Annotated in this window: 10 protein-coding genes and 1 pseudogene; 6 read left to right on the forward strand and 5 right to left on the reverse strand. The window is 72.3% G+C overall.

Features of this window, described 5'->3' with window-relative positions:
• Positions 1-292 precede the first annotated feature (292 nt).
• The 4 genes from AB0J04_RS32145 to mtrA all read right to left on the reverse strand — a co-directional run bounded on the left by AB0J04_RS32145 (position 293) and on the right by mtrA (position 6,178).
• Positions 293-1,264 (reverse strand): ComF family protein, encoded by a 972-nt coding sequence (locus AB0J04_RS32145; RefSeq protein ID WP_363172132.1) that lies wholly within the window; start codon positions 1,262-1,264, stop codon positions 293-295.
• Positions 1,265-1,463: 199 nt separating this feature from the next.
• A complete protein-coding gene (locus AB0J04_RS32150; RefSeq protein ID WP_363172124.1) occupies positions 1,464-3,305 on the reverse strand; it encodes an LpqB family beta-propeller domain-containing protein in 1,842 nt (613 codons plus the stop codon).
• Positions 3,295-5,487, reverse strand: a complete 2,193-nt coding sequence (gene mtrB / locus AB0J04_RS32155; RefSeq protein WP_363172125.1) for an MtrAB system histidine kinase MtrB — start codon at positions 5,485-5,487, stop codon at positions 3,295-3,297. Before mtrB ends, AB0J04_RS32150 begins: the two co-directional genes overlap by 11 nt.
• A 1-nt stretch (position 5,488) precedes the next feature.
• Positions 5,489-6,178 carry a two-component system response regulator MtrA gene (mtrA, locus tag AB0J04_RS32160; protein ID WP_187283109.1) on the reverse strand — a complete coding sequence of 230 codons (690 nt, stop codon included), beginning with the start codon at positions 6,176-6,178 and terminating at the stop codon, positions 5,489-5,491.
• Positions 6,179-6,372: 194 nt separating this feature from the next.
• Between mtrA and AB0J04_RS32165 the strand changes: the two are divergent.
• Positions 6,373-7,233: pseudogene (locus AB0J04_RS32165) on the forward strand (GNAT family N-acetyltransferase).
• A gap of 57 nt (positions 7,234-7,290) precedes the next feature.
• Here the strand turns inward: AB0J04_RS32165 and mtnA are convergent.
• Positions 7,291-8,442 carry an S-methyl-5-thioribose-1-phosphate isomerase gene (gene mtnA / locus AB0J04_RS32170; protein WP_363172126.1) on the reverse strand — a complete coding sequence of 384 codons (1,152 nt, stop codon included), beginning with the start codon at positions 8,440-8,442 and terminating at the stop codon, positions 7,291-7,293.
• A 140-nt stretch (positions 8,443-8,582) separates the two neighbouring features.
• Between mtnA and AB0J04_RS32175 the strand changes: the two genes are divergently transcribed.
• The 5 genes from AB0J04_RS32175 to AB0J04_RS32195 all read left to right on the forward strand — a co-directional run bounded on the left by AB0J04_RS32175 (position 8,583) and on the right by AB0J04_RS32195 (position 14,256).
• Entirely contained in the window at positions 8,583-9,959 is a 1,377-nt protein-coding gene (locus AB0J04_RS32175; RefSeq protein ID WP_363172127.1) for a glycerophosphoryl diester phosphodiesterase membrane domain-containing protein, read from the forward strand.
• 100 nt (positions 9,960-10,059) lie between these two features.
• The gene (locus tag AB0J04_RS32180) at positions 10,060-10,764 is read left to right on the forward strand and encodes a DUF4129 domain-containing protein (protein ID WP_363172133.1); all 705 of its coding nucleotides are present in this window, start codon (positions 10,060-10,062) and stop codon (positions 10,762-10,764) included.
• The gene (locus AB0J04_RS32185) at positions 10,761-11,957 is read left to right on the forward strand and encodes a DUF4350 domain-containing protein (protein ID WP_363172128.1); all 1,197 of its coding nucleotides are present in this window, start codon (positions 10,761-10,763) and stop codon (positions 11,955-11,957) included. The genes AB0J04_RS32180 and AB0J04_RS32185 overlap by 4 nt, the downstream gene beginning before the upstream one ends.
• Positions 11,957-12,946 (forward strand): MoxR family ATPase, encoded by a 990-nt coding sequence (locus tag AB0J04_RS32190; protein ID WP_363172129.1) that lies wholly within the window; start codon positions 11,957-11,959, stop codon positions 12,944-12,946. Before AB0J04_RS32185 ends, AB0J04_RS32190 begins: the two co-directional genes overlap by 1 nt.
• Positions 12,946-14,256 carry a DUF58 domain-containing protein gene (locus AB0J04_RS32195; RefSeq protein ID WP_363172130.1) on the forward strand — a complete coding sequence of 437 codons (1,311 nt, stop codon included), beginning with the start codon at positions 12,946-12,948 and terminating at the stop codon, positions 14,254-14,256. The genes AB0J04_RS32190 and AB0J04_RS32195 overlap by 1 nt, the downstream gene beginning before the upstream one ends.
• The last annotated feature ends 145 nt before the right edge of the window (positions 14,257-14,401 follow it).

Consider the following 14,401-nt stretch of genomic DNA (forward strand, 5'->3'; position numbering starts at 1 on the left):
CTCCGCTTCGACGGCGGAGCGTCTCCCTTTTGCACCAGGCCCCGGTGAGCACCGGAACCTCTGACTCGGTGACTTCCACCTCCTCCTCCCCCACGGGCGAGATCTACACCCCAGGCGCTGCGGAAGATTACGAAAACCGCAGCACGGCATTCGGATATGAGAGGTGTGGCCTGCGGCTTTCCCTCACAACCGAACATATCTCGCCCGGACGGATGTCGTCACCCTCTACTGCCGCGTACCTCCGTCCAGGTGAATTGGCCCTCTCATTACCTGCAACGACGCAAGTTCTCACTCAGTTCCGGTTTATTTCGAGAGAGCCCGGCGACGCCGCGACCACGGCCGCACAGAGCACGTCACCGCCGCCGCCCACGCCCGCCGACACCCCGCCCACGCCTCCCTCACCTGCTCCGGACGGCTCCACCGCCCTGTCCGGACGGCCCACACCGCCGTCTCTGTCATCTCTGTCTTCCCGGGAGACACCGCCGTACACAGCCGCTGCACCTCCACCCCACGCCGCGCCCTCTCCCACCCTCACCCCACCTTCCACCCGCCCCACCCGCTCCGCACACTCCGCACGCTCCGCCGCCGTCGCCGACCGCACCGCGCGCGCCGCCTCCGCCAGCGAAGCGCCCGTGGTGACCAGATCGTCGACGAGCACCACCGCACCACCGCACAGCACCCGCGCGCCCCCGGGCACCACCGCCAGCGCACCCACCAGGTTGTCCAGCCGCTGCCGGGAATCGAGCCCCGCCTGGTCGGCCACGGCCCGCCGCTGCCGCAGCACCGCGGCCACCCGCGCCGGCACCCCGGCCCGCCGCAACTCACCGGCCGCCGCGAGCGCGATCCGCCGCGCAGGATCATGACCACGCGCGCGTACGGCGGCACGGGCGGACGGAACGGGGACGAGCAGGACGCCTCCCGGGGGTGGGGGCCCCTCCCCCGCCCCCACCCCCTCCCCCGCCTCCCTCACCCCCGCCCGCACCGCCCCCGCCAGCGCCGCGCCCAGCGGTCGCGTGAGTGCCAGCGCGCCGCGTTCCTTGTGGGCCAGCAGCACCGCCCGTACCTCGTCCGCATACCGGGCCGCCGCGTGCACGGCGGGCAGCCCTGGCGGTTCCGGCACGGGCCGCACCCTGAACGGCACGGCCCCGCCCAGCGCCGCTCGGCACTGCGGGCAGAGCACCGTACGTGCGCTTCCGCAGCCTCCGCACGCGGCGGGCAGCACCAGGCCGGTGAGTTCCTGCCACCACCTGCGAACGCCTTCCACGTCGATCACTCTGCCAACGTCCGAAGCGGTCTGCCACCCCTGTGGAAAACCGTCTGGAACTCCGTCGACGCCCTGTGGAAAACTCTCGCGAAGGCAGGCAGAAAGGTTCAGACAGAAAGCAGATCCAAAGGGCTTCGCCCTGGAATGCCGGGAACAGCCGAGAGAGCCGAGGGAGCCGCGACAGCCGGGCGGGAAAAGATCACCCCGGGTAAAACGCGACCGACGCGGTCTCCTTCAACGTCCGCCAACCGCTCCCGCCGGGCAGCCACAGCAGGCCGTCCTTGGAGGTCGCGAAGAGCGGGGTGTCGCTGCTCTCGGATGCGGCGATGCTCTTGACCTCGGTGAGGCCGGGAAGCGTGCCCACCTCGGGGATCGAGCCGTCGCACTGCACGTACTGCACCTGCTCCACACCGCCCGCCTCGCGCCCGACCACCACGAGCCGGCTGTCCCCGGCCCACGACATGGCCGTGACCTGTTCCAACTCCGGGGTCGCGGAGCGCAGTTCCTGGACCGACATGGTCGTCGGCTCGCCGCTGCCCGCGCTGCGTTCGATCCGTCCGATGAGCAGGGACTGCTTGCCGCCCTTGTCCACGACGAGCGCGATCCGCACCCCGTCGGCAGCCACGCGCACGGCGTTGATACGGCCGTCCAGACCCGGCGTGAGCACCTCCGTCGGCTGGCCGCCGCCCTTCTCCAGCATCAGCAGGCGAGGGGCCTCGGGGTCGCGATCGGCCACCCACAGGTTGCCCTGGGCATCCCAGCTGGGGGTGGTGAGCCGGTCGGTCTCCGTCTTGCCCTTGCTCTGGAGCACGGGGTCGCCGATGGAACTGCCCGACACGGTGGAGGTGACGTAGAGCGTCTTGCCGTCGAGGGCGACTCCGGCGGCGCTGTGTTCGTCGCGGGCCACGGCCACCGAGCTGAGCGCCTTGCTGCCGTCGCCGAGCGCTCCGGGCACGGGGACGGCTTTGGCGTAGCCGCTGCTGCTGCCGCTCGAGATACGGGCGAGACGGTGCTGGCCGTCGATGAAGTACAGGTAGTCGGGGTCGGTCTCCGAGCCGCGTGCCGCGACGCTCCCGGCCCGCTCCTCGTTGAGGGAGCACAGCTGTGTGCCGCCCGCGCGCAGCGCGACCTCGTCGACGGTGGGGGTCAGGCTCTGCAGGGAGAACAGCAGCTGGGCCGCCATCTCCTCGCACTTGCCCTGTCCGATGTCGGCGGCCTTGTCGTTCAGCGGCACGGTGAGCTTGTTCTGGTCGTCGGGCGTCAGCGGGGTGACTCCCTTGGGCAGCGCGGTTCCGGTGGGGAAGCCGGATCTGACGACGTGCCGGAGCCAGCTGGTGGGCCCGTTGAGCACGGACTGCACGACCTGCGTCATGGGGTCGACCCGTTCCCGCACGTAGACGGGGTCGGCGACGGCCATGGGCTGCCCGGAGCTGTCGGCCTTGGTGTTGGAGGCGAAGTAGTACTTGTTGACGGACACGTAGTTGCGCTGGAAGTCCGACTTGCCCATGACGACGCCAGGGGGGAGCGAGTCGATGCGCCACTGCCCGGTCTTCCTGTCGCGGGTGAGGTGGACCGTCTGCCCGTATCTGCCCGAGGCGGGCGTGTACGACTGCTGGGCGTCGACGGTGGCGACCCTCGTGCCGGTCAGGACGAACGAGTAGTCGTCGCCGTCCTCCCGGCCCCCTGAGGGTCCGGCCTCGGTCGCAGGCCCGTCCGCCAGGACCGTCGTGGACCGTTCCGGCTCCCACTTCTGGGCGACTTTCTCGGTCAGGTACTGCCGTGCCGTCGAGTAGCCCGGGTCGTCGCTGGTGAGCGCCTCGAGGAAGCCCTGGACGATCTCCGAGGGCGGTGCGTCGTCCCGGGGCGGCATCGCGAACACCCGTACCTGGGTGTCCTGGCGCTGGGTGGCTTCGACGTCGCGCAGATCCCCGCTGTCGGGCATCGAGGCGCACCCCGCCAGCACTACGACGCCACAGGCGGCGTACGCCACTGCGCGCCCCGGCGTGCGCCGGGTTCCCCCCTCGCGCTGCTCAGCGCCCACGAAATACCTCCCCATGCTCGTCCGCGCCCCGCGCCCCTGCGCCCGGCCGGTCCGCGGTCCCCCTCGGCGTCGCGTCGCCCACGCCGTCCGTGTCCCCCGTGTCAGCGTTTCCTGGCGGCTCGGGCCGCTCCGGCTGCCCCGTCTGCTCCCGCCGCTGCGGTCCCTCGCCGCGTGCCGTGGTCCCGGCGGCGGGCGTCTCGTCCTGCCGTCGTCCGCCGTTCGTGCCGGAGGCGGGCCGCGGCACCACGCGCGCGCCGTTGCCGGGCAACGCCGTCGGATCGGCCGTGGGGGTGACGGCGGTCATCCGGGGGGCGAGCGGGGTCCGGGCGGCCGACAGTTGCTCGGCGGCGGGCTGCACCGGCACCGTCGCGCTCTTCTCGCCGTCGCCGCGCGGCTGCCCGGCCTCGTCGAGCTCGCCGCGGTTACGGCGGGAGTCCTTGGGCTCGAGCGGTATCGGTGAGCCCCGCAGCGGCTCGTCGGCGGTCCTGGGCAGCGTCAGCCGGAACTGCGAGCCGCCCCCGGGCTCTCCCCAGGCCTGCAGCCAGCCGCCGTGCAGTCGCGCGTCCTCCAGGGCGATGGACAGCCCCAGGCCGGTGCCGCCGGTGGTACGCGCGCGTGCCGGGTCGGCGCGCCAGAACCGGCTGAAGACGCGGGTGGCCTCGCCGGGCTTGAGCCCGACGCCGTAGTCGCGCACGGCGATGGCGACGGCCCCGCCCGCGGCGGCCAGTTTGACGATGACGTCCTTGCCCTCGCCGTGTTCCACGGCGTTGACCACGAGGTTGCGCAGCACCCGCTCCACACGCCGGGCGTCGGCCTCGGCGACGACGGGCTGCTGGTCGCCGATGACGCGGACGGTCGTCCCCTTGCGTTCGGCGAGCGGCGCGGCCCCGCTGACGACCCGCCGCACGACCTCCCTGAGATCGATCGGCTCGGCCTCCAGGGCGGCGGCGCCGGCGTCGAAGCGGCTGATCTCCAGCAGGTCGGCGAGGAGCGTCTCGAACCGGTCGAGCTGGTCGGCGAGCAGCTCGGCGGACCGCGCGGTGATGGGGTCGAAGTCGACCCGGGCGTCGTGGATGACGTCGGCGGCCATGCGTACGGTCGTCAGCGGCGTCCGCAGCTCGTGCGAGACGTCGGAGACGAACCGCCGCTGCATCCGTGACAGTTCCTCCAGTTGCTGGATCTTCAGCTGGAGGTTCTGCGCCATCTTGTTGAAGGCCTCGCCGAGGCGGGCGATGTCGTCCTCGCCGGCGACCTTCATACGCTCCTGGAGCCGCCCGGCGGAGAGCCGTTCGGCGATCCCGGCGGCCATCCGCACGGGCGTGACGACCTGCCGCACCACGAGCCAGGCGATAGCCCCGAGGAGGACGACGACGAAGAGTCCGGCGGTCGCCAGCGTCCCCTTGACCAGACTCAGCGACTTCTCCTCCTGTGTGAGCGGGAAGAGGTAGTACAGCTCGTAGGTGTCGCCGTTGGGGTCGTTGACCTGTTTGCCGATGACGAGGGCCGGCTGGGATTCCTTGTCGCTGAGGTAGATGATGCGGGAGTAGCTCTGGACCGCGCCGGTGCTGGTGTTGACCCGCGCGCGGAGGTTCTCCGGGACGCTCTTGTTGGGGTCGACGAAGCCGGAGGCGCGCGGCCCGCGGCCGCCGTCGGTGTCGTCGCCGGGGGGCAGGGTGACCACGTCGAAGGCGCCCTGGCCGCCGCTGGACAGCGACAGCACCAGCTCGCTCATCCATTCGATGACGTTCTGCGAGGCACGGCCGTTCGCGGGAGTTCCGTCGTCGGCGACGGCGCTGGCGGCCTCGTCGGCCTTCTGCTTGGCCACGGCGAACCCGCCGGTGGCCTGGCTCTGGGACGCCTTGACCTTGGCGTCCAGCAGCCCGTTGCGGACCTGTCCGATGACGACGAAGCCCAGCAGCAGGACGACGCCCAGCGACATCAGCAGCGTGGTCGCGACGACCTTGAGCTGGATGTTGCGCCGCCACAGCCGCATGACGGGCAGCAGCGGCCGGCGCACCCAGCGCAGCAGCAGCCTCAGGACGGGGCTGCCCTGCACCCCGCCCTGGAGCAGTCCGCCTTCGAGGAGGCGGGCGAAGCGTGAACCCGGCGTCTTACGGCCGACAGGCCGCTCCGGACGGGCCCCGGACCGGCCGGGAGCCGAAGCGGCACTGTCCCCGGACATGTCAGCTGGGTCCTGCCTTGTATCCGACGCCACGTACGGTCACCACGATCTCGGGCCGCTCCGGGTCCTTCTCGACCTTGGAGCGCAGCCGCTGTACATGCACATTGACCAGGCGGGTGTCCGCCGCATGCCGGTAGCCCCACACCTGTTCGAGGAGCACCTCGCGGGTGAACACCTGCCAGGGCTTGCGGGCGAGCGCGACCAGCAGGTCGAACTCCAACGGGGTCAGCGCGATCGACTGCCCGTCCCGCTTCACGGAGTGACCGGCCACGTCGATGACCAGGTCGCCTATGGCGAGCTGCTCCGGCGCGGGCTCCTCGGACCGCCGCAGCCGCGCCCGGATCCGCGCGACCAGCTCCTTCGGCTTGAACGGCTTCACGATGTAGTCGTCGGCGCCGGACTCCAGCCCGACGACCACGTCCACGGTGTCGCTCTTGGCCGTGAGCATGACGATCGGCACTCCGGACTCCGCCCTGATCAGGCGGCACACCTCGATGCCGTCCCGGCCGGGCAGCATCAGGTCCAGCAGCACCAGATCGGGCTTCGCCTCACGGAACGCAGCCAGCGCCTTGTCGCCGTCGGCCACGAAAGACGGCTCAAAACCTTCACCACGCAGCACAATGCCGAGCATCTCGGCCAGTGCGGTGTCGTCGTCGACGACAAGGACTCGTCCCTTCATAAACGACATCATCCCATTCTCATAACGGTGAAGGTTGCGCAGGTGAGCAGGGTCACCGACCAGTGACGATAGTCGTACGGGACCGTCACTGTCTGCCCCGGTCCCCCGACGTCGGTGTCAGCGTTGGTGTCGGCACTGATGTCAGCAGCGATCTCAGCCGCATATCTCGATGCGCGGCGGTGCCCTCCGATGGTGGGATGCGCCGCATGAGCGACCCGCTGCGCGACCGCATCCAGGAGTACTACGCCACCGTCCCCCTCCTCTTCGCCGAGGCCGAGGACTTCGGCCCGCTGCGCCTGTTCGTCCGCAAGGAGCCGGGCGCCCCGTACTACGGCGGCCCGGGTCACGCCCAGCCCACCGCCCAGGGCGCGACCTCCGTCGGCGCCTCCGACATCGCCACGGTGCGTGCCCGCCAGCGTGAGCTCGGCGTACCGGAAGCGTTCGAATGGCTGGCCGAGTCGGCGCCGGCCCTGCGCCCCCTCATCGAGGCCGCCGGCCTCCCGGTCCTGCGACGCCCCCTGATGGCCCTCCCGCGGCACCACCCGCTCCCCCCACAGCCGCTGCCGGACGGCGTGACGCTGCGCGCGCTGACCGCGGACGACCCCGCACTGCCCGCCGCCGTCTCCCTCCCCCGCCTTGCCTTCGCCGCGGAACCCCGCCCCTCGATCGACCCGGCGAACGGCCCGTCGGACCGCACGCAGCTGTCGAGGCTGGCCGCGGAGCTGGCCGAGGACGGCACCGTGGCCGCCGTGCGTCCCACGCTCCGAGCGGGCACAAGACGCTCCTCGCCGCCCTCGCCCCGGACGGCACCCCCCTGGCCACCGGCCACTACCACCCAGCGACCGGCACCACGGAGATCGGCGGCGTCGGCACTCTCCCCTGCGCCCGCCGCCAGGGCCTGGCCGCCGCCGTGACAGCAGCCCTGGTCACCCACGCACGCGCCCACGGCGTCGACACGGTCTTCCTCGCCTACGCGGAGGACACCGTCGCCCGCGTCTACGCCCGCCTGGGCTTCCGCCCCCACAGACACCACCCTCCTGATCGCGGGCCAACCCGCACGCTCATGACCCGAACCCCGGCCCGGAGCAACGACCGACGACCGACGGGGGGCGGGTCGGGTCACGTCAGGCCCGGCCCGGACCCCGGCCTTGGCCCGCCCTGCCGCACAGCTCGGCGAGCGCGGCGGCCGTCACGGGCGAGACCGCGCCTTCCTCCGTGACGATCGCCGTCACCAGCTCGGGCGGCGTCACATCGAACGCCGGGTTGTACGCCTGAGTCCCCAGCGGCGCCACCGGAATCCCTCCTCCCGCTCCCGTCACCTGCGCCTGGGCTGCCATGACCTCCGTGACCTCGAACCCGGGACGCTGCTCCACCTCGATCGACGCCCCGTCCGGCGTCTCCGGATCCACCGTCGTCACCGGTGCCACCACGATGAACGGCACATGGTGGTACCGGGCAAGCACCGCGAGCGGATAGCTCCCGACCTTGTTCGCCACCGACCCGTCGGCCGCGATCCGGTCTGCCCCGATCAGCACCGCGTCCACCTCACCCGCCGCGAAGAGCGAGCCTGCCGCGTTGTCCGTCAGCAAGGTGTACGCCATGCCGTTGCGCGCCGCTTCGTACGCCGTGAGCCGGGCTCCCTGCAACAGCGGGCGGGTCTCGTCCACCCACAGCCGGCGAAGCCGCCCCACCCGGTGCGTGGCGAGCGCCACCGCGAACGCCGTCCCCTCCCCGCCCGACACCAGCGAACCGGTGTTGCAATGCGTGAGGACCCGGTGCCCGCCGCCCGGGAGCAGCTCGTCGAGCAGCGCCAGCCCGTGCCCGGCCATCCGGACACTGGCCTCGGCGTCCTCCCGGTGCAGCTGCCGCGCGGCCGCCAGCGCCGCCCGCGCGCCCTGCCCCGGATCACCGCCCTCGGCGAGCGCCGCCCGATAGGCGGCCCGGGACCGGCGCACGCCGACGGACAGGTTCACCGCGGTGGGTCGGGCGCCGGCCAGGGCGTTCGCGGCCTCGTCCACGTCGAATCCGCGCGCGGCGGCGAGCGCGACGCCGTACGCCCCGGCGATCCCGAGCAGCGGCGCCCCGCGCACGGCCAGCGAACGGATCGCCTCCACCAGCACAGACGCGTCCGTACACACCAGTTCGACTTCCTCGGCCGGCAGTCTGGTCTGGTCGAGAAGAACCAGTACCGGACCCTCGGGCGGCTCCTCCCAACGGATCGCGGGTATCCCGGTCGGCCGCTGGTCCTCGCCGGATTGCGCGTACTGATCAGCCATGCCGTCAGTCTGCCCCCGATCCGGCGGACAATTGAAGGAGTGCAGCCCATACCGCGGCCGATCCACCGGTGAGCACCCCATGGCACGATGGCTCCCAACCTGCCGCCGCGACCGCGGACGGGCACCGTGAAGGAGCGACGATGAAAGACACTCCGGGCTGGGCCTCGCCCGGATCCGCCCCGTCCGACGGACAGGAGCCCGGCGCGTCCCACCCCGCCGAACCCTCCGACCGGCCCGCCGGCGCTCAGCCTGCGGACCAGCCCGGCGCGAACCCACAGAGCCCCGGCGCGAAGTGGTCCAAGGAACAGCCGCCGCCCGGCCAGTGGTCCGCGCCCACAGGCCCCCAGGACCCGGGCCAGAACCCGCCCCCTCCGCCGCCTGCGCCCAACCCGGGCTGGGGCGCCTACCCGCCCGCAGGCCCGGGCGGCGGCCACCTCGGCGGCCCCGCGGGCCCCGGCGGCTACGGCCCTCCCGGCGGTTACGGAGCCCCCGGCGGCTGGGGCGCCGGCTGGGGCGGCCCCCCGCCCGCGGCCAAGCCCGGCGTGATCCCGCTGCGCCCGCTCGGCGTGGGCGAGATCCTCGACGGCGCCGTCGCCACGATGCGCACCTACTGGCGCACGGTCCTCGGCATCTCGCTGACCGTCGCGATCGTCACCGAGGTCTTCGTCGTCCTGCTCCAGGGCCTGATCCTGAACGGCACCACGGACACGACCGCCCTCGGTGACCCGAGCGCCACCGTCGACGAGCAGCTCAACGCCATGGGCGACGCCATGCGCGCCTCCGGCCCCGTCCTCCTCATCACTCTCCTCGGCACCATCACGGCGACCGCTCTCCTCACCGCCGTCACCAGCCGCGCGGTACTCGGCAAACCGGTCACCCTCGGAGAAGCCTGGCGCGACGCCCGCCCCCAGGTGCCCAAACTGTTCGGCCTGATCTTCCTGCTGGTGCTCATGGCCGCCGGCGTCGCCCTCGCGTGCCTGCTGCCGGGCATCCTGGTGAGCGCCGCCGGAAACGCCGACGCGGGATCCGCCCTCAAGGCCTTCGGCGTCCTCGGCTCGGTCGTCCTCGTGCTGTGGCTGCTGGTCCGCTTCTCCCTCGCCTCGCCCGCGCTGATGCTGGAGAAGCAGAGCATCAAGAAGGCACTCGGCCGCTCCGCGAGACTCACCCGCGGCTCCTGGTGGCGCGTCTTCGGCATCCAGCTGCTCGCCCTGATCATCGCGAACATCATCGCCATGATCGTCGTCGTGCCGTTCGCCCTCCTGGGCGCCTCCCTCAGCGACGGCGGCGTCAGCAACATGGTCGAAGCCGGCGGCGACTACGGCTGGACCTACCTGATCGTCAGCGGCGTCGGCTCCGTCATCGGCTCCATGATCACCTTCCCGATCGCGGCGGGCGTCATCGTGCTCCTCTACATCGACCAGCGCATCCGCCGCGAGGCCCTCGACCTCGACCTGGCCCGCGCCGCAGGCCTCCAGGACTACGGCTCCCCCGCTCCCGGCCCGACTCCGGGGAGCTGATGCGGTGAGCCTGACGGGGGGAGCACTCACCGCAGTACCACTCCCGGGCGGCCTGCCTCCAAGGACGCTGCCCGGCATCGCGGACCGGGTCGTGGAAGCCCTGCTGCGGGCGGGCAACGGCACCGTGCTGTCACTGGCCCACTCGGGCGACGAACCGCCGGTGACCATCCCACGCGATCCCGCGCGCGAGGCGGCCCACCGCGAGCTGTCCAAGGACTTGTACCACCAGAACGACCCCAGCCTCCTCCAGCGCGCCCTGGACGCCTTCTGGGACTGGATCGGCGACCTGTTGGGCACCGCCTCGACCGCCACCCCCGGCGGCACACTCGGCCTGCTGGTCGTCATCCTCGCCGTCGTAGCCGCCCTGTGGTGGCGCCTGGGCGCACCGCGCCGCGCACCCTCCTCCACCGCCGCCCTGTTCGACGACCGTCCCCGCAGCGCCGCCGAACACCGAGCGGCCGCCGAGGCACACGCCGCCCAGGGCCACTGGAACCAGGCCGTCCAGGACCGCATGCGCGCCATCGTCCGCTCCCTGGAGGAACGCGCCCTCCTCGACGCCCGCCCCGGCCGCACGGCCGACGAGGCCGCCGCCGAAGCCGGCCGCGCCCTGCCCGCCCACACCGACCGACTCCGCGCCGCCGCCCGCGACTTCGACGACGTCACATACGGCGGCCGCCGGGCGACCGAGCAGTCGTACGGACGCATCGCCGAACTCGACCTCGACCTGGAACGCACCAAGCCCCAACTGACGGCGAGCAGCACCCACACCGCGGCCCACCCCGCCCGCCAGGGAGCCGCCGAATGACGACCGAGGCCACACTCCCGTCCACCTCGGCCTCGCCCACCGCCCACCGGGTGTGGACCCGCGCGCGAGGACTCGTCCTCGCCCTCGTGCTTCTCCTGGCCGGAGCCATCACGCTCGCCGCGCTCCACTCCGACGCCCGCCACGGCGCCCTCGACCCCCGCTCCCCCGACCCCTACGGCAGCCGCGCCGTCGCCGAACTCCTCGCCGAACGTGGCGTGTCCACCCGCGTGGTCACCACCCTGACCGCGGCCCGCAGCGCAGCCGGCCCCGACACCACCCTCCTGATCGCCTCCCCCGACCTCCTGACGAAGCATCAACAACAGGAGCTGCGCTCGGCGATCACCGGCTCCGGCGGCCGCACCCTCCTCATCGCCCCCGGCAGCTGGTCGGTGAGCACCCTCGCCCCCGGCGTGACCGCCGACCCGGCCAACAGCCGCGGCGCCGCGCTCTCCCCCGACTGCGCACTGCTCGCCGCCCGCAGCGCCGGCACCGCAGAGACCGGCGGCATCCGCTACACCACCCGCCACCTCGGCGCCGACGAGTGCTACCCCAGCGAGCGCCTCGCCACCCTGCTGCGCATCCCGGACGCCACCGGCGACGGCGACACCATCGTCCTCGGCGCGCCCGACATCCTGTACAACAAACGCCTCGACGAACAGGGCAACGCCTCGCTCGCCCTCCAACTCCTCGGCTCCCGCACCCATCTGGTCTGGTACCTCCCCTCGGTCTCCGACACCTCAGCCACCGACCCGGACGACAAAAAAAGCTTCTTCGACCTGCTCCCCTCCGGCTGGCTCTGGGGCACACTGCAGCTCTTCGTCGCGGCAGCCCTCGCCGCCCTCTGGCGGGCACGCCGACTCGGCCCACTCGTGCCCGAAAAACTCCCCGTGGCGATCCGCGCCTCCGAAACCGTCGAAGGCCACGCCCGCCTCTACCGCAAAGCGGACGCCCGCGACCGCGCGGCCGCCGCTCTTCGCTCCACCACCCGCACCCGCCTCGCCCCTCTCCTAGGCGTCCCCGTCACCCAGGCGCACACGCCCGAGGCACTCGTCCCCGCCCTGTCCGCCCACCTCCACGGCGACGGACAGTCCCTGCACTCCCTCCTCTTCGGCCCACCACCCGGCGACGACGCGGCCCTGATCGCACTCGCCGACCAACTCGACGCCCTCGAAAGAGAGGTACGCCGTCCATGATGGACCCGACCACTGACAACGCCGGGTACACCGGGGACCCGGGCCGGGCCCGCGCCTCCCTGGAAGCCCTGCGCGCCGAGATCTCCAAGGCCGTGGTCGGCCAGGACCCCGCCGTGACCGGTCTCGTCGTCGCCCTCCTCTGCCGCGGACACGTTCTCCTTGAAGGAGTCCCCGGAGTGGCCAAAACGTTGCTCGTCCGCGCCCTCGCCTCCGCACTGGAACTCGACACCAAGCGCGTCCAGTTCACCCCCGACCTCATGCCGAGCGACATCACCGGCTCCCTCGTCTACGACGCCCGCACAGCCGAGTTCTCCTTCCAGCCCGGCCCGGTCTTCACCAACCTCCTCCTGGCCGACGAGATCAACCGCACTCCGCCGAAGACCCAGTCCTCCCTCCTCGAAGCCATGGAGGAACGCCAGGTCACCGTCGACGGCACCCCTCGCCCACTCCCCGACCCGTTCCTGGTCGCCGCGACCCAGAACCCCGTCGAGTACGAGGGCACCTACCCCCTCCCCGAAGCCCAGCTGGACCGCTTCCTCCTCAAACTGACCATCCCGCTCCCCTCCCGGCAGGAGGAGATCGACGTCCTCACCCGCCACGCCGAAGGCTTCAACCCGCGCGACCTGCGCGCCGCCGGCGTACGCCCCGTCGCAGGCCCCGCCGACCTCGAAGCCGCCCGCGCGGCAGTCGCCAAGACCGCCATCTCCCCCGAGATCACGGCCTACGTCGTCGACATCTGCCGCGCCACCCGCGAGTCACCATCCCTCACCCTCGGCGTCTCCCCCCGCGGCGCGACCGCCCTCCTCGCCACAGCGCGCGCCTGGGCCTGGCTGACCGGCCGCGACTACGTCATCCCCGACGACGTCAAAGCCCTCGCCCTCCCCACCCTCCGCCACCGCGTGCAACTCCGCCCGGAAGCCGAGATGGAAGGCGTGACCGCCGACTCCGTCATCAACGCGATCCTCGCCCACGTCCCTGTGCCCCGCTGATGGCCCTCACCGGACGCACCGCACTCCTCGCGGCCCTCGGCTCGCTCCCCATCGGCATCTGGGACCCCAGCTGGACGGGCATCCTCGCCGTCAACGCGCCCCTCGCCGTCGCCTGTGCCTGCGACTTCGCCCTGGCAGCCCCCGTACGCCGACTCGGCCTGACCCGCTCCGGCGACACCACCGCCCGCCTCGGCGACCCGGCAGACATCACCCTCACCCTCACCAACCCGTCCGGCCGCCCCCTGCGCGCCCACCTCCGCGACGCCTGGCCCCCCAGCAGCTGGCAGCCAGGAACAGAAACCGAGGCCTCCCGTCACCGCCTGACGGTCCCGCCCGGCGAACGCCGCCGTATCACCACCCGTCTACGCCCCACCCGCCGAGGCGACCAGCACACCGACCGCATCACGATCCGCTCCGTCGGCCCCCTCGGCCTCTTCTCCCGCCAAGGCACCCACAAGGTCCCCTGGACCGTACGCGTCCTCCCCCCGTTCACCAGCCGCAAGCACCTCCCGTCGAAACTGGCCCGCCTGCGCGAACTGGACGGCCGCACCAGCGTCCTGACCCGCGGCGAGGGCACAGAATTCGACAGCCTGCGCGAGTACGTTCCCGGCGACGACACTCGTTCCATCGACTGGCGAGCCACCGCCCGCCACTCGACGGTCGCGGTCCGCACCTGGCGCCCCGAGCGTGACCGGCACATCCTCCTGGTCCTCGACACCGGCCGCACCTCCGCAGGACGTGTCGACGACGCCCTCCGCCTCGACGCCTCCATGGACGCCGCACTACTCCTCGCAGTACTGGCGTCCCGCGCCGGCGACCGCGTCGACCTCCTCGCCTACGACCGCCGCGTACGCGCCCTGGTCCAGGGCCGAACGGCACGCGACGTTCTTCCGTCCCTGGTCAACGCCATGGCGACCCTCGAACCCGAGCTGGTCGAAACGAACGCCCGCGGCCTCACCGCCGCAGCCCTCCGCACCGCCCCCCGCCGCTCCCTCATCGTCCTGCTGACCACACTCGACGCCGCCCCGGTCGCGGAGGGCCTCCTCCCCGTCCTCCCTCAGCTCACCCAACGCCACACCGTCCTGGTGGCCTCCGTCGCCGATCCCCACATCGCCCGCATGGCCACCTCACGCGGCAACGCCGACGCGGTCTACGAGGCCGCAGCCGCCGCCCAGGCCCAGACCGAACGACACCGCACAGCCGAACAACTCCGCCGGCACGGTGTCACCGTCGTCGACGCCACACCGGACGAACTCGCCCCGGCACTGGCAGATGCCTATCTGGCCCTAAAAGCAGCCGGACGCCTGTAACGCAAAACGGGCTCTTCCCATGGAAGAGCCCGTCAAAGCAATATCTGAATGCAGAAAACCCCCGCACCTGATGGTGCGGGGGTCTCCCATAATATTTGTTCGGCGGTGTCCTACTCTCCCACAGGGTCCCCCCTGCAGTACCATC

The sequence above is a fragment of the Streptomyces sp. NPDC050263 genome (genome assembly GCF_040655955.1).
Lineage (GTDB): Bacteria > Actinomycetota > Actinomycetes > Streptomycetales > Streptomycetaceae > Streptomyces.

Excerpts from the sequence above, each read along its gene's own strand:
- mtrB (WP_363172125.1), bottom strand. The coding sequence starts at position 5,487 with ATGTCCGGGGACAGTGCCGCTTCGGCTCCCGGCCGGTCCGGGGCCCGT.
- mtrA (WP_187283109.1), bottom strand. The coding sequence starts at position 6,178 with ATGATGTCGTTTATGAAGGGACGAGTCCTTGTCGTCGACGACGACACC.
- mtnA (WP_363172126.1), bottom strand. The coding sequence starts at position 8,442 with ATGGCTGATCAGTACGCGCAATCCGGCGAGGACCAGCGGCCGACCGGG.
- AB0J04_RS32175 (WP_363172127.1), top strand. The coding sequence starts at position 8,583 with ATGAAAGACACTCCGGGCTGGGCCTCGCCCGGATCCGCCCCGTCCGAC.
- AB0J04_RS32185 (WP_363172128.1), top strand. The coding sequence starts at position 10,761 with ATGACGACCGAGGCCACACTCCCGTCCACCTCGGCCTCGCCCACCGCC.
- AB0J04_RS32190 (WP_363172129.1), top strand. The coding sequence starts at position 11,957 with ATGGACCCGACCACTGACAACGCCGGGTACACCGGGGACCCGGGCCGG.
- AB0J04_RS32195 (WP_363172130.1), top strand. The coding sequence starts at position 12,946 with ATGGCCCTCACCGGACGCACCGCACTCCTCGCGGCCCTCGGCTCGCTC.